The sequence below is a fragment of the Propionicimonas sp. T2.31MG-18 genome, from assembly GCF_964266745.1.
In the GTDB taxonomy this organism is placed as follows: Bacteria; Actinomycetota; Actinomycetes; order Propionibacteriales; family Propionibacteriaceae; genus Propionicimonas.
In genome coordinates this window covers 39,214-54,312 of sequence record NZ_CAXWGX010000012.1, presented here as the reverse complement: position 1 = coordinate 54,312, position 15,099 = coordinate 39,214, and the positions used below count along the sequence as shown (strand labels likewise).

13 protein-coding genes are annotated in these 15,099 nt (G+C 69.9%); all 13 read right to left on the bottom strand.

Features of this window, described 5'->3' with window-relative positions; translation table 11 throughout:
• Window positions 1–4 precede the first annotated feature (4 nt).
• From nuoN to ACFQQJ_RS05035, 13 genes are read right to left on the bottom strand one after another with little or no spacing between them, the layout of a single operon-like run.
• Window positions 5–1,564, bottom strand: coding sequence for an NADH-quinone oxidoreductase subunit NuoN (nuoN, locus tag ACFQQJ_RS05095; RefSeq protein WP_377104757.1), 1,560 nt, complete (start codon window positions 1,562–1,564; stop codon window positions 5–7).
• The gene (locus ACFQQJ_RS05090) at window positions 1,561–3,066 is read right to left on the bottom strand and encodes an NADH-quinone oxidoreductase subunit M (protein ID WP_377104755.1); all 1,506 of its coding nucleotides are present in this window, start codon (window positions 3,064–3,066) and stop codon (window positions 1,561–1,563) included. Before ACFQQJ_RS05090 ends, nuoN begins: the two co-directional genes overlap by 4 nt.
• Before the next feature lie 14 nt (window positions 3,067–3,080).
• Complete coding sequence (gene nuoL / locus ACFQQJ_RS05085; protein ID WP_377104753.1) at window positions 3,081–4,982, bottom strand: NADH-quinone oxidoreductase subunit L; 1,902 nt, start codon at window positions 4,980–4,982, stop codon at window positions 3,081–3,083.
• A 13-nt stretch (window positions 4,983–4,995) separates the two neighbouring features.
• Complete coding sequence (gene nuoK, locus ACFQQJ_RS05080; RefSeq protein WP_377104752.1) at window positions 4,996–5,295, bottom strand: NADH-quinone oxidoreductase subunit NuoK; 300 nt, start codon at window positions 5,293–5,295, stop codon at window positions 4,996–4,998.
• Window positions 5,292–6,098 carry an NADH-quinone oxidoreductase subunit J gene (locus tag ACFQQJ_RS05075; RefSeq protein WP_377104750.1) on the bottom strand — a complete coding sequence of 269 codons (807 nt, stop codon included), beginning with the start codon at window positions 6,096–6,098 and terminating at the stop codon, window positions 5,292–5,294. Before ACFQQJ_RS05075 ends, nuoK begins: the two co-directional genes overlap by 4 nt.
• Window positions 6,095–6,658, bottom strand: a complete 564-nt coding sequence (nuoI, locus tag ACFQQJ_RS05070) for an NADH-quinone oxidoreductase subunit NuoI (RefSeq protein WP_377104748.1) — start codon at window positions 6,656–6,658, stop codon at window positions 6,095–6,097. Before nuoI ends, ACFQQJ_RS05075 begins: the two co-directional genes overlap by 4 nt.
• The gene (gene nuoH, locus ACFQQJ_RS05065; RefSeq protein ID WP_377104746.1) at window positions 6,658–7,953 is read right to left on the bottom strand and encodes an NADH-quinone oxidoreductase subunit NuoH; all 1,296 of its coding nucleotides are present in this window, start codon (window positions 7,951–7,953) and stop codon (window positions 6,658–6,660) included. Before nuoH ends, nuoI begins: the two co-directional genes overlap by 1 nt.
• A complete protein-coding gene (locus ACFQQJ_RS05060; RefSeq protein WP_377104744.1) occupies window positions 7,950–10,382 on the bottom strand; it encodes an NADH-quinone oxidoreductase subunit G in 2,433 nt (810 codons plus the stop codon). The genes nuoH and ACFQQJ_RS05060 overlap by 4 nt, the downstream gene beginning before the upstream one ends.
• Window positions 10,379–11,701: an NADH-quinone oxidoreductase subunit NuoF gene (nuoF, locus tag ACFQQJ_RS05055; protein ID WP_377104742.1), complete on the bottom strand. Its 1,323-nt coding sequence runs from the start codon at window positions 11,699–11,701 to the stop codon at window positions 10,379–10,381. The genes ACFQQJ_RS05060 and nuoF overlap by 4 nt, the downstream gene beginning before the upstream one ends.
• The gene (gene nuoE, locus ACFQQJ_RS05050; protein WP_377104740.1) at window positions 11,698–12,417 is read right to left on the bottom strand and encodes an NADH-quinone oxidoreductase subunit NuoE; all 720 of its coding nucleotides are present in this window, start codon (window positions 12,415–12,417) and stop codon (window positions 11,698–11,700) included. The genes nuoF and nuoE overlap by 4 nt, the downstream gene beginning before the upstream one ends.
• On the bottom strand, window positions 12,414–13,760 hold the full coding sequence (locus tag ACFQQJ_RS05045; protein WP_377104738.1) for an NADH-quinone oxidoreductase subunit D: 1,347 nt from the start codon (window positions 13,758–13,760) through the stop codon (window positions 12,414–12,416). Before ACFQQJ_RS05045 ends, nuoE begins: the two co-directional genes overlap by 4 nt.
• Window positions 13,757–14,527 (bottom strand): NADH-quinone oxidoreductase subunit C, encoded by a 771-nt coding sequence (locus ACFQQJ_RS05040; protein WP_377104736.1) that lies wholly within the window; start codon window positions 14,525–14,527, stop codon window positions 13,757–13,759. The genes ACFQQJ_RS05045 and ACFQQJ_RS05040 overlap by 4 nt, the downstream gene beginning before the upstream one ends.
• Window positions 14,524–15,081 (bottom strand): NADH-quinone oxidoreductase subunit B, encoded by a 558-nt coding sequence (locus ACFQQJ_RS05035; protein ID WP_377104734.1) that lies wholly within the window; start codon window positions 15,079–15,081, stop codon window positions 14,524–14,526. The genes ACFQQJ_RS05040 and ACFQQJ_RS05035 overlap by 4 nt, the downstream gene beginning before the upstream one ends.
• Between the last annotated feature and the right edge of the window lie 18 nt (window positions 15,082–15,099).

Below are 15,099 nucleotides of genomic sequence, written 5' to 3'. Positions count from 1 at the left end.
AGCCTCAGCGCAGGAACGTGCTGGCCGAGGTCACCAGGTCCAGCAGCGGCCCGGGGAACAGTCCGAGGTAGGCCGACAGGGCGGCACCCAGCGCCACCGGCACCCAGGTCAGGCCACTGGCCCGTCCGACCGCCACGCCTGCGACCGGCTCGGAGAAGAACATCAGCACGATCACGCGCAGGTAGACGTACGCCGCCACCAGGCTGGCCGCCACCGCGGCGATGACCAGCCACGAGTAGCCGCCCTGCCAGGCCGCGGAGAACACCGCCCACTTGCCGATGAAGCCACCGGTCAGCGGGATGCCCGCGAAGCTCAGCATGAGCAGGGCGAAGATGCCCGCCAGCAGCGGGTTCTTGCGTCCCAGGCCGGCCCAGCTGGAGATGGCGTGGGCCTCTCCGGTGGAGTCGCGCACCATGGTGACGATGGCGAACGCCGCCACGGTCGCGAAGCCGTAGGCGATCAGGTAGAAGACGATCGAGCCGAAGCTGTTCACGCGTCCCTGCACACCCGCGGTGGCGCCGACCACCGCGACCAGGATGAACCCGGCGTGCGAGATCGAGCTGTAGGCCAGCAGGCGCTTGATGTCGGTCTGGGTCAGCGCCACCACGACGCCGAGCGCCATGGTGAGCACCGCGACGACGGCCAGCAGCGGCTGCCAGCTCCACCGCTCGGCGCCGAGGGCGACGTAGAACACGCGGACGGTCGCACCGACCGCGGCGAGCTTCGTGCAGATCGCCATGAAGCCCGTGACCGGCGTGGGCGCGCCGACGTACACGTCCGGCACCCAGTTGTGGAACGGAACCGCGCCGATCTTGAACAGCAGCCCGATCGCCAGGAACGCCATGCCCGTGTACAGCAGGCCGCGCCCGTAGACCGGGTTCGCGATGGCGTCGTTGATCGCGCCGAGCTCGAACGAGCCGGAGAAGCCGTAGACCAGCGCGACGCCGAACAGGAAGAACGCGGAGCTGAGCGCCCCGAGCAGGAAGTACTTCAGCGCGGCCTCCTGGCTGAGCAGGCGGCGACGGCGCGCCATCCCGCTGAGCAGGTACAGCGGCAGCGACATGACCTCGAGGGCGATGAAGGCGGTGATCAGGTCGTTGGCGGCGACGAAGACCATCATCCCGGCGAGGGAGAACAGCGCGAGCGGGAAGACCTCGGTGTGCTCGTGGCGCGCGGTGGTGGCCTCGGCCTCGGCCGGGCTGCCCGGCACGGACGCCGCGGAGGCGGCGAACGCGGTGACCCCGTTGCCGAGGTCACGCTCGGCGAAGACCAGCAGGCTGAGCAGGCCGAACACCAGCAGGGACGCCCACATCAGGTAGCTCGGGCCGTCCAGGCTGATCGCACCCATGGCCATCAGGCCCAGGCTGTTGCGGGGCTGCGACCAGCTCAGCACCAGCAGCACGAACGCGGCGAGGATCGACAGCTCGAACAGCACGACCTGCGCGAGGAAGCGCCACACGCGGGGCACGAGGGCCTCGATCAGGATGCCGACGCAGGCGGCCAGGAGCACGACCAGGACGGGGCTCAGCTGCAGCCACTCGAAGGTGGGCGCGGTGATGGTCACTTGGCTTCCTCTCCCGGCTTCGGGTCCGTTACCCCGACGTGGCTCATGGTGGACTGCGCGACCGGCTCGATGACGGTGAGCGCCAGGTTCGGCAGGAAGCCGAGCAGCAGGATCAGCGCCAGGACGGGAGCGGCCACCCACTTCTCGCGGGCCGTCGCGTCACGGGTGAACGTGCGGGCGACGTCGTCGGTGACCGGGCCGGTCATGCTGCGCTGGTACATGCGCAGGATGTAGACCGCTGCCAGCACGGTGCCGAGGGCGGCGATCGCCGCCACCACCGGCTGCCGCGACCAGGTGCCGGCCAGCACCATGAACTCGGAGACGAAGCTCGACATGCCCGGCAGCGCCAGGCCCGACAGGCCCGCCATCAGGAACAGCCCGGTGAGCACCGGCGCGACCTTCTGGACACCACCGAAGTCGCTGACCAGCGCTGAGCCGCGACGGCTGATCAGGAACCCGATCACCAGGAACAGCGCCGCGGTCGAGAAGCCGTGGTTGACCATGTAGAAGATCGAGCCGGAGATGCCGGTGCTGGTGAAGGTGTAGATGCCGAGCACCATGAACCCGAAGTGGCTGATCGAGGTGTAGGCCACCAGGCGCAGCAGGTTGTTGCTGCCGATGGCGGCAACCGCGCCGTAGATGATGCTGACCAGCGCGAGCACGACCATCGCCGGGGCCACCCACTGGCTCGCCTCGGGGAACAGCCACAGGCAGAACTTGATCATCCCGAAGGTGCCGATCTTGTCCAGGATGCCGACCAGCAGCACGGACGTGCCCGGCGTCGACTCCTCCGCCGCCGTCGGCAGCCAGGTGTGCACCGGCACCATCGGGGCCTTCACGATGAACGCGAACAGGAACCCGGCCATCAGCCACCGGCCGACCTCCGGGCTCAGCGTGAGCTGGGAGAGCTCGCCCAGCAGGTAGGTCGGGGAGCCCGTGAGGTCCGCGGAAACCGCGTACAGGCCCACGACGGACGCCAGCATGACCAGGCCACCGGCGAGGCTGAACAGCAGGAACTTGACCGCGGCGTAGGAACGCCTCGCGCCGCCGAACCCGCCGATCAGGAAGTACATCGGGATCAGCGTTGCCTCGAAGAAGAGGTAGAACAGCAGGACGTCCTGGGCGAGGAAGACGAACAGCGAGAGGCTCTCCAGGGCGAGGACGAGGCCGAAGAACGCCTGCGGCGTCCAGCGTCCGCGGGTGCCCACCTTCCACTCCGCCAGCAGCACCACGGGCACGAGGATGACGGTGAGCAGCACCATCACCAGCGACATCCCGTCGAGCCCGACCGCCCACCAGGCGCCGAACGCCGGGATCCAGGGCGCCAGCTCGCCGAGGGTGGCGCCCCCGGCGTAGAGCACAGCCACGGCCACGCCGACGACGGCGGTGAGCAGGGCGAACACCATGCCGACGCCGCGCGCGATCTGCTTCACCGGCAGGCACAGGACGGCGGCACCCACCAGCGGCACGAGGCCGAGGAACGTGAGCCAGGGGAACGTCATGATCATCTCCTCCCTCAGCCCAGCTGGGTGAGGATCAGCACCGCGCCGACCAGCAGGACGCCGATCGTCATGGTGAGGGCGTACGCGCGGACCTGGCCGGTCTGCAGGCGCCGTGTCCGGGCGGACAGGCCCGAGAACACCGTGCCGATGCCGTCCGCGCCGACGTCGAGGACCCGGCTGTCGTTGGCCACCAGGCCGCGGGCGAGCACGAGCGTGGGCTGCACCACCAGGGCGTCGTTGATCGCGTCGCCGAACAGGTCGTTGCGTCCGGCGATCGTGATCGGGTTGCGGGAGGCGGGCGCGGTGTCGGGCACCGGCTTCGTCCCGAACAGCCACCACGCCAGGCCGACGCCGGCGGCGACGAGCAGCATGGTGAGCCAGCCGATCGGCGTGGGCAGCCACTCGACCTCGTGCGCGTGCGCGCCGGTCGCGGGCTCCAGCCACTCCTGGATCCAGCCGTTCATGACCACGCCGGCCACCACGCTGAAGAACGCGAGGATGACCAGCGGCACCGTCATCACCTTCGGCGACTCGTGCGGGTGGACGCCGTCACGCCAGCGCTTCTCGCCGAAGAAGGTCATCAGCATCAGGCGGGTCATGTAGAACGCGGTCACGCCCGCGCCCAGGAGGGCGGCGACCCCGGCCACCGTGCTGACCTCGAAGGCCGCCTCGATGATGTGGTCCTTGGAGAAGTAGCCGGCCAGCGGCGGGATGCCGATGATCGCGAGGTACCCCATCGCGAAGGTCCAGAAGGTGACCCGGGTGACGTTCCACAGGGCGCCGTAGTGGCGCATGTTCACGTCGTCGTCCATGGCGTGCATCACCGAGCCGGCGCCGAGGAACATGTTGGCCTTGAAGAAGCCGTGGGTGAGCAGGTGGAAGATCGCGAAGGCGTAGCCGACCGGCCCCAGCCCGGCGGCGAGCATCATGTAGCCGATCTGGCTCATCGTCGAACCGGCCAGCACCTTCTTGATGTCGTCCTTGCTCGTGCCGATCCAGGCGCCGACGAGCAGCGTCACGGTACCGACGAGCACGACGGCCGTGGTCGCGGCGGCGGACATCTCGAAGATCGCGTGGCTGCGGACCACGAGGTACACGCCCGCGGTCACCATCGTCGCGGCGTGGATCAGCGCCGACACCGGGGTCGGGCCCTCCATGGCGTCCAGGAGCCAGGCCTGGAGGGGCACCTGCGCGGACTTGCCGCAGGCGCCGAGGAGCAGCAGCAGGCCCATCGTCGTGGACCAGAACGGGTCGAGCTTCGCCGCACCCTCGTTGACCGCGACGAAGGCGGAGCTGCCGAACAGCGCCAGCATGCTCATCACGGCCATCGTCATGCCGAGGTCGCCGACGCGGTTCATCACGAAGGCCTTCTTCGCCGCAGCGGCCGCGGACGGCTTGTGCTGCCAGAAGCCGATCAGCAGGTAGGACGCCAGGCCCACGCCCTCCCAGCCGACGAAGAGCACCAGGTAGTTGTCGGCGAGCACCAGGATCAGCATCGCCGCGATGAACAGGTTCAGGTAGGCGAAGAAGCGGCGGCGGCGCTCGTCGTGGGCCATGTAGCCCACCGAGTAGATGTGGATCAGCGAGCCGACGCCGGTGATCAGCAGGGCGAAGAGGATCGACAACTGGTCGACCAGCAGGCCCGCCTGCACCTTCCACATGCCGGTGGTGATCCAGTCGAAGAGCGGGACGGTGACCGCGCGGGCCTCCGGCCCGGCCAGCAGCTGGTGGGCGAACAGGCAGCTCGCCAGGCTGAACGACACCAGCACGGCCCCGACGGCGAGCCAGTGGCCCACCCGGTCGAGGATCCGTCCGCCGATGAGGAGGAACGCGGCGACCACGGCCGGCACGGCGATCATCAGCCACGCGTAGCTGAACATGCCGGTCGCGGGAACCAGGGTTTCCAGGGTGATCATCTGAGTGCGCCCCTCACAGCTTCAGCAGGTTCGCCGCGTCCACAGAGGTGGAGCGCCGGGTGCGGTAGATGGTGATGATGATGCTCAGGCCGACCACGACCTCCGCCGCGGCGACCACCATCACGAAGAAGGTGGCGACCTGGCCGTCGAGCCCGCCGCGCGCCAGCGCGAAGGCGACCATGACGAGGTTCGCGGCGTTCAGCATCAGCTCGACCGACATGAAGGCCACCAGCGCGTTGCGCCGGATCATCACCCCGATGGTCCCGATGGTGAACAGGATCGCGGCCAGGTACAGGTAGTTGTCTGGGCTCACTGGTCGTCCTCCTCGGCACGGGGACCCTCGATGGCTTCGAAGGCTTCAGCGGTGGTGCGGCTCAGGGCGGGGGCGTCCAGGATCACGCCGCGGCTGGCGAGCGCTGCCGAGACGGACGCCTCGCTCACCGTGCCGTCGGGCAGCAGGGCAGGGGTCGCGATCCCGTTGTGGCGGGCCAGGACGCCGGAGTTCGGCAGCGAGCCCGGGTGCGCCCCGGACGCCGCGTAGTCGCGCAGGCGCTTCTCCGCCAGGTCGCGCTGGGTCACCTTCGGTCGGGTGCGGGCGTGCTGGCCCAGCACCATGGCACCGACCGCTGCCGTGATCAGCAGGGCGGAGGTGAGCTCGAAGGCGAACACGTAGCGACCGAAGATCAGGGCGGCCAGCGACTCGACGTTGCCGCCGTGCGCGGCGTTGGCCTGGTCGAGCCCGACCTGGGGGCCGCCGGCGAGCGCCCCGCCGATCCCGAAGACGATCAGCCCGAGCATGCCGGCGCCGGCCAGCCAGGCGGCGACCTTCTGGCCCTTCAGCGTCTCGACCACCGAGTCGGGGGTGTCGACGCCGACCAGCATCAGGACGAACAGGAACAGCATCATGATCGCGCCGGTGTAGACGATGATCTGCACGAACGTCAGGAACATCGCGTTCAGCGAGGCGTAGAGCACGGCCAGGTTCACCATCACGAACGCCATGCTCAGCGCGGCGTACACGGCCTTGCGGAAGAACAGCAGGCCGAGCGCACCGAGCACCATCAGCGGCGCGACGATCCAGAAGGTGACCTCCTGGCCGGTGACGAGCGGGATCATCGGGTGCCTCCAGCGGAGTCGCCGACCACGGGGGTGCGGTTGTCGGGCTTGCCGGTCGCCGGCAGGCCGAGGAAGTAGGCCTTCTCGTCCTCGCCCAGACGGCGCGGGTGCGGCGGCTCCTCCATGCCCGGCAGGAGCGGGGCCAGCAAGCGGTCCTTGGTGTAGATCATCTTCTCCCTGCTGGTGTCGGCCAGCTTGAAGTCGTTGGTCATCGTGAGCGCCCGCGTCGGGCACGCCTCGATGCACAGGCCGCACAGGATGCAGCGCAGGTAGTTGATCTGGTACACCCGGCCGTACCGCTCACCCGGGCTGTAGCGGGCGTCCTCGGTGTTGTCCGCACCCTCGACGTAGATCGCGTCCGCGGGGCAGGCCCACGCGCACAGCTCGCAGCCGACGCACTTCTCCAGCCCGTCCGGCCAGCGGTTCAGCTGGTGCCGGCCGTGGAAGCGCGGCGCGGTGATCTTCTCCTTGCCCTTCTCCGGGTAGCCCTGGGTGAAGGTCTTGCGGAACATCGTCCTGAAGGTGACGCCGAAGCCGGCCCACGGGTCGAAGATGCCCATTACTGCTCCTCTCCGGCGGGACGCTCCGGTTCTGCGGTGGACGGGACCACGCCGGTGAGCTCCGGGAGCACCTGGCCCGGCATCGGCGGGACGGGGTAGCCGCCCGCGAAGGCGTCGAACGGCCCGTCGTCCTCCTCCTCGGGGACGGGCTCTGGCTTCTCCCCGATCAGCAGGACGGCCACGATCACCAGGGCGACGGCGATGATCACGCCCCACAGGATCGGGCCCTGCTGGAGCAGGTTCTCCTGACGCAGCGCCTGGAAGGTCGCGATCACGATGATCCACGCCAGCGCGACCGGGATCAGGCCCTTCCAGCCCAGCTTCATGAACTGGTCGTAGCGGAACCGCGGCAGCGTGCCGCGCAGCCAGACGAACATCGAGATGAACAGCTGGACCTTGATCACGAACCAGATCGGGCCGAGCCAGGGGTTGTTCAGCGGTTCGATCGCGTTGAGCGGCCAGATCGGCAGGTAGCCGCCCATGAACAGCGTGGTGGCGATCGCAGAGACCGTGGCCATGTTGATGTACTCGGCCAGGAAGTAGACCGCGTACCGGAAGCCGGAGTACTCGGTGATGTAGCCGGAGACCAGCTCGGACTCCGCCTCGGGGAGGTCGAACGGCGCGCGGTTGGTCTCGCCGACCATCGAGATCACGTAGATCACGAAGGACGGCAGGAGCAGCAGCCAGTACCAGGTCTGGAGCTTGATGTCGACGCCGAACGGCAGCAGCGGCGTCCGCTGGGCCTCGACGATCTGGTGGGTGGACATCGAGCCGGCGTAGAGGAAGACCGACACCAGGGCCAGGCCCATCGCGATCTCGTAGGAGATCATCTGCGCGCTGGAGCGCAGGCCGCCGAGCAGCGAGTACGGGGAGTTGGACGACCACCCGGCCAGCACGAAGCCGTAGATGCCGACCGAGGTCACCGCCAGCAGCACGAGCACGCCGACTGGCAGGTCGGTGAGCTGGAGGTAGGTCTTGACGCCGAACATCTCGACCTCACCGCCGAACGGGATGACAGCCCAGGCCGTGAAGGCGGCGGTGCCGGCGATCATCGGGGCGAGGGTGAACAGCACCCGGTCGACCATGGAGGGCATGAAGTCCTCCTTGATCAGGAGCTTCATGCCGTCGGCGAGCGCCTGCCCGAGGCCCAGGGGGCCGTTCATGATCGGGCCCAGGCGATGCTGCATCTTGCCGACAAGGCGCCGCTCGTACCAGACGTTGAAGATCGTCCAGACCAGCAGGACGACGAACAGGACGACGACCTTGATCAGGACCAGCCACCACGGATCGTTCATTCCGCGCCTCCCACGCTCAGCGTCACCTCGTCACCGAAGACCACGCCCAGTTCGCCGAGCGGGGTGCCGGGCGAGTTCTGCGGCACCCACACGGTGCCCTCGGCCATGCCCGGGGTGACCGCGACCGGGAGGCTGTACCAGCCCGCGCCGCCGCTCACCGCCACCTGGTCTCCGTCCACGACGCCCAGCGCGGTGGCCAGCGCCGGGCTCACCCGGGCCAGCGACGGCTTCGCCGTGGCCGCGAGGGCCGCCTCGTTGTCCTGGCCGCGCCCGCCGTCGATCAGCTGTCGCCAGGTGGCCAGGCGGACGGTCGCCTCGCCTTCGGTGACCCTGACCGGCTTCGCGGGCTTCGTCGCGGCCTTGCGCGCGGGCTTCTTCTGCGCGGCCGGTGCCGCCGACCACGTGCCCAGCTCGGTGAGTTCCGTGAGCGCCTGCTGCGGGGTGCGGACGCCCAGCGGCGTGCCCAGTGCGTCGGCCAGCGCCGCGAGCACGCGAAGGTCGGTCATCGGCGTGTTCGGCTGCCGGATCACGGTGTTCACCCGTCCCGGACGGTGCTCCCAGTTCAGGAAGGTGCCGGCGTGCTCCTCGATCAGCGCGACCGGGAAGACCACGTCGGCCCGCTCGGTGACCTCGGACAGCCGGTTCTCCAGGCTGACCACGAACCCGGCCTCCTCCAGCCCGGCGCGGGCGGCGGCGGCATCGGCGAAGTCCGCCGGCTCCACGCCCGCGACGACCAGCGCCTTCAGCTCACCGGACGCGGCCGCGGCGAGCATCGCCGCAGCCTCCAGCCCGTCGCCGGTGGGCAGGGCCCCGACCTCCCAGGCAGCGGCGAGGTCGACCCGCGCGGCGCTGTCGGCCAGCGGACGGCCACCGGGCAGCAGCCCGGGCAGGCACCCGGCCTCGACCGCACCCCGGTCGCCCGCGCGACGCGGCACCCAGGCCAGCCGCGCGCCGGTTGCGTCCGCGACCTCTGCCGCGGCGGCCAGCGCGCCGGGGGCGAGCGCCGCACGCTCCCCCACCAGCAGGACGTCGCCGGCAGAGAGCTCCAGCGCGCGCAGGGCAGCGGCCTCCTCGCCCGGCACCGTCGCCAGGACGGCGGCGTTCAGCTTGGCGATGCCGTTGCTGGCGAACGGGGCGATCGCGGTGACCTTCAGGCCCTTCTTGCGCACGGCCTTGCGGAGCCGGAGGAACACCAGCGGCGACTCCTCCTCCGGCTCGAAGCCCACGAGCACCACGTGCGATGCGGTCTCCAGGTCGGCGTAGGTGACCGCATCGGCGAGGGTGCGGCCCGCCACGCGGGTGGCCAGGAACTGCGCCTCGTCCACGCCCGCGGGGCGGGAACGGAAGTCGATGCTGTTCGTGCCGAGCACGGCGCGGGCGAACTTGCTGTAGCCGTAGGCGTCCTCGAGCGTGAGGCGCCCACCGGTCAGCACGCCGACGCTGTTGCCGGCCGCGGCCAGCCCGGCGACGGCGGCGTCGATCGCCTCGGGCCAGGAGGCCACGCGCAGCGCGCCGTCCTCGCGGATCAGCGGCCGGGTGAGCCGGTCGTCTCCACGGGCGGAGACGAAGGCGAAGCGGCCCTTGTCACAGTTCCACTCCTCGTTCACCTCCGCGAACTCGCCGGCGAGCCGGCGCTTCACCTGGAAGTGCCGCTGGTCCGTACGCAGCCGGCAGCCGCTCGCGCAGTGCTCGCAGGTGACGTCGGTGCTGACCAGGTCGAACGGGCGGCTCTGGAACCGGTACGACGCCGAGGTGAGGGCGCCGACGGGGCAGATCTGCACGACGTTGCCGGAGAAGTAGGAGTCGTAGGGGTGGTCGGCGTAGCGGCCCACCTGCTGGAGGGCGCCGCGCTCGACCAGGGCGATGAACGGGTCGCCGGAGATCTGCTCGGAGAACCGGGTGCAGCGCGCGCAGAGCACGCAGCGCTCGCGGTCGAGGAGGATCTGCGCGGAGATCGGCACCGGCTTGGGGAACGTCCGCTTCACGCCCTCGTAGCGGGACTCGCCGCGCCCGTTGGACAGCGCCTGGTTCTGCAGCGGGCACTCCCCGCCCTTGTCGCAGATCGGGCAGTCGAGCGGGTGGTTGATCAGCAGGAACTCCAGCATGCCGGTCTGGGCCTTGGCCGCGACCGGCGAGGTGAGCTGGGTCCGGATCTGCATGCCGGGCGCGCACTCCAGGGTGCAGGACGCCTGCGGCTTGGGCATGCCCCGGCCGTTGCCCATGTCGGGCACCTCGACCATGCACTGCCGGCACGCGCCGACGGGGTCGAGAAGCGGGTGGTCGCAGAACCGCGGGATCGCGATCCCGATCATCTCCGCGGCACGGATGGCCAGCGTGCCCTTCGGCACCTGCACCTCGGTGCCGTCGATGGTGACGGTGATGGTCTCCACCGGCGCCACCGGGCCGGTGGGCTTCGTGACCACGCTCATGCGTGCACCTCAACCTTCTCCTGCACCTCGAACAGGGCGCTGCGGCCGTACGGGAAGAGCTCCCAGGCGGGCGTGGTGCGGCCGGCCTCGAACTCGGAGCGGAAGTGCCGCACCGCGCTGGTGACGCAGGCGACCGCCCCGTCCGCGAGCGCGCAGAACGACTTGCCGCCCATGTTGTCGCAGATGTCGAGGAGCTTCTCCACGTCCCCGTCCTGCGCGGTGCCCGCCTCGAAGCTCTTCAGCAGCTGCACCAGCCACCAGTTGCCCTCGCGGCAGGGCGTGCACTTGCCGCAGGACTCGTGCTTGTAGAACTCCACCCAGCGCAGCGTCGTGCGCACCACGGAGGTGGTCTCGTCGAACACCTGGAGGGCCTTGGTGCCCAGCATCGACCCGACGCCGCCCATGCCCTCGTAGTCCAGCGGGACGTCCAGGTGCTCCGCGGTGAGGATCGGGGTGGAGGAACCGCCCGGCGTCCAGAACTTCAGCTCGTGGCCGTCCCTGATGCCACCGGACAGCTCGAGCAGCTGCCGCAGCGTGATCCCCAGCGGCGCCTCGAACTGGCCGGGACGCTTCACGTGCCCCGACAGCGAGTACAGGGTCATGCCCTTGGACTTCTCGGTGCCCATCGAGCCGAACCACGCCGACCCGTTCTTCACGATCGACGGGACGCTGGAGATCGACTCCACGTTGTTGATCACCGTCGGCGACGCGTACAGGCCCGCCACCGCGGGGAACGGCGGACGCAGCCGCGGCTGGCCACGGCGACCCTCGAGCGAGTCGAGCAGCGCCGTCTCCTCGCCGCAGATGTAGGCGCCGGCGCCGGCGTGCACGATGATGTCGAGGTCGTACCCGGAACCGAGGATGTCCTTGCCGAGGTAGCCCTTGTCGTAGGCCTCTGCGACCGCCTGCTGCATCCGCCGGATGACGTGCAGCACCTCACCCCGGATGTACACGAACGCGGTGTGGCAGTCGATCGCGTAGGAGGCGATGATCATGCCCTCCACCAGCGTGTGCGGGCTGGCAAGCAGCAGCGGCATGTCCTTGCAGGTGCCCGGCTCGGACTCGTCGGCGTTCACGACGAGGTACTTCGGGTTCGGGTTGTCCTTCGGCACGAAGCTCCACTTCATGCCGGTCGGGAAGCCCGCGCCGCCGCGCCCGCGCAGGCCGGAGTCCTTCACCAGGTCGGTGACCTCGGACGGGGTCATCTTCAGCGCGGTGGCGACGGCCTCGTAGCCGCCGGCCTTCCGGTGGGCCTCGAGCGTCCAGGACTTCTCGGTTCCCCAGTTCGCCGAGAGGACGGGAGTCAGCGTGTCGGTCACTTGGCGTCCTCCGGCTTCGGCGCGGCCCAGGAGTTCGCGTCCGCGATCGTCTTGCCCAGCAGGGACGCCTCGCCCGCGCTGGGGCCCTCGTCCGCGCGGCCGTCCGGGAACCCGGCGAGCACGCGCTCGGCCTCGCGCCAGCTGGTGATCGTCGCGCCGCGGGTCGAGCGGACCTCCTTGCCGGCGGCCAGGTCGTCGAGCAGCGCGTCGGCCTTCTGCGGGGTCATGTTGTCCATGAACTCCCAGTTGACCATCATCACCGGGGCGAAGTCGCAGGCCGCGTTGCACTCGACCCGCTCCAGGCTGAACCGGCCGTCGGCCGTGGTCTCGTCCGGGCCGATGCCCAGCTTCTCCGAGACCCGGTCGAGCAGGGCGTCCCCGCCCATCACCGCGCACAGCGCCGTGGTGCAGACCCCCACGTGGTGGGTGCCGCCCGGACGGCGCCGGTACATCGTGTAGAAGGTGGCGACACCGGACACCTGCGCCGTGGTGATGCCGAGCACGTCTGCGCAGGCCTGGATGCCGGCCGGGGAGATCCGGCCGTCGACGCTCTGCACCAGGTGCAGCATCGGCAGCAGCGCCGAGCGCGGCTGCGGGTACCGGCCGGCGAGCTCGCGCAGCTCCGCCATCGTGGTCTCGTCGATGCTCGTCGAGGTGTCGGTCATGTCCACCTCGCCCGAATCCGGGAAGAAGGACTGGAACTCGTGGCCGCTCATCGGTCGACGCCTCCCATCACGGGGTCGAGGGAGCCGATGGCCACCACGACGTCGGCGATCATGCCGCCCTCGCACTGGATCGGCACGGACTGGAGGTGGTTGAACCCGGGGTCGCGCATGTGGACGCGGAACGGACGGGTGCCGCCGTCGGACACGACGTGGCACGCCAGCTCGCCCTTGGGGCCCTCGATCGGCACGTAGGCCTGGCCGGGCGGCACGCGGAAGCCCTCGGTCACCAGCTTGAAGTGGTGGATCAGCGCCTCCATGGACTCGCCCATGATGTGCGCGATGTGCTCGTGGCTGTTGCCCTGGCCGTCCGGACCGAGCGCCAGCGTGGCGGGCCAGGCGATCTTCGGGTCGTCGATCATCACCGGCTGCCCGGTGGAGGCCTCCAGCCGGTCGGTGGCCTGCTTGACGATCTTCAGGCTCTCCCACATCTCGTCCAGCCGCACGCGGAAGCGGCCGTAGGCGTCCGAGGTGTCCCAGGTGATCACGTCGAAGTCGTAGGTCTCGTAGCCGCTGTAGGGCTGCTGCTTGCGCAGGTCCCACGCGTAGCCGGTGGAGCGCAGCACCGGGCCGGTGACGCCGAGGGCGAAGCACGCGCTCAGGTCCTGGTAGCCGATGCCGCACATGCGGCCCTTGAAGATCGGGTTCTCGTTGCAGAACGCCGCGTACTCGGGCAGGTGCTTCTCGAGCCAGCCGATCAGGTCGCGCAGCTGCGCGATGCCGGTCTCGGGCAGGTCGAGAGCGACGCCGCCGGGACGGATGTAGGCGTGGTTCATGCGCAGGCCGGTGACGGCCTCGAAGAAGTCGAGGATCATCTCGCGCTCGCGGAAGCCGATCGTCATCACCGTGAGGGCGCCGATCTCCATGCCGCCGGTGCCGATGGCGACCAGGTGGGACGCGATCCGGCACAGCTCCATCATCAGCACGCGGATGTCGTTGGCGCGCTGCGGGATCTGGTCCTCGATACCGAGCAGCCGCTCGACAGCCAGGCAGTACGCGGCCTCGTTGAAGATCGGGGCGACGTAGTCCATCCGCGTCACGAACGTGGTGCCCTGGGTCCAGGACCGGTACTCCATGTTCTTCTCGATGCCGGTGTGCAGGAAGCCGATGCCCGGGCGGATGCTGGTGACCGTCTCGCCGTCGCACTCCACCATCAGCCGCAGCACGCCGTGCGTGGACGGGTGCTGGGGGCCCATGTTGATGACGAGGACCTCGTCGCCGCGCTCGGCCTGCTCGCTCGCGATGTCGGCCCAGTCGCCGCCGCCGACGGCGGTGTAGACGGTGCCCTCTGTCTCCTCGCCCGGGTTGGCGTAGAGGTCGCGGTCCTCGGCGCTCATCGGTAGTCCCTCCGCTGGTCGACCGGCGGCACGGTGGTGCCCTTGTACTCGATCGGGATACCGCCGAGCGGGTAGTCCTTGCGCTGCGGGTGCCCGACCCAGTCGTCCGGCATCAGGATCCGCGTGAGGTGCGGGTGGCCGTCGAAGATGATGCCGAACATGTCCCAGGTCTCGCGCTCGTGCCAGTCCGCCGCCGGGTAGGTGGCCACGACGCTCGGCACGTGGGGGTCGCCGTCGGGGCAGGTCGTCTCCACGCGCAGCCGGCGGTTGTGGGTCATCGACTGGAGGTGGTAGGCGACGTGCAACTCCGCGCCGGCGTCCTCGGGGTAGTGGACGCCGGAGACCGACGCGCAGAACTCGAAGCGCAGCAGCGCGTCGTCGCGCAGCGTCTGCATGACCTCGGCGAGCTTCTCGCGGGAGACGTGGAAGGTGAGCTCGCCACGGTCGAGGACGACCGAGACGATCGGGTCCTCCACCAGCGCCAGCAGCCGGGAGTGGACGTCGTCGTACCAGGAGCCGTACGGCGGCTCGGACGGTGCCGGCCAGCCGGTCACCCGGACGATCCGGCTGTAGCCGGAGGTGTCCCCGGTGCCCGTGCTCCACATGCCCTTCGTGGTGGCGATCGGCTTGGCGTCGGTGGGTGCGGCGGGCACGAGGTCCGGGTTCGGCTGCGCGTCCTCGCGCTCGACGCCGGCCTTCGGCGACGCCTCCGGCGCGGTGACCTTCTCGTCGACCGTCTTCTCCTCGCCGGGAACCTTGTCGCTCATCGCAGGAGGCCCTTCATCTCGTGGGTGGCCGGCGCGACCAGCGCCGCCGCCTCCGCCGCCTCCCAGGCCTCCAGCTCGTTGCGGGCCATCGGCCGCTTCGCCACGATGTCCTTCTTCAGCTTGAACATCGCGTCGATCAGCATGTCGGGGCGCGGCGGGCAGCCGGGCACGTAGACGTCCACGGGCACGAGGTGGTCGCCACCCTGGACGATCGCGTAGTTGTTGAACATGCCGCCGGAGGAGGCGCACACGCCCATCGCCATCACCCACTTCGGGTTGGGCATCTGGTCGTAGACCTGCCGCAGCACGGGGGCCATCTTCTGGCTGATCCGGCCGGAGATGATCATCAGGTCGGCCTGGCGGGGTGAGGCCCGGAAGACCTCCTGGCCCCAGCGGCCGGCGTCGAACCGCGGCGCGCCGTAGGTCATCATCTCGATCGCGCAGCACGCGAGGCCGAACGTCGCCGGCCACAGGGACGCCTGCCGCATCCAGCCGAACACCCCTTCGAGGGTGGTCAGAACGACGCCCTGGGGGATCTTGTCCTCAATGCCCATATCAGCCAGCCCTAACCG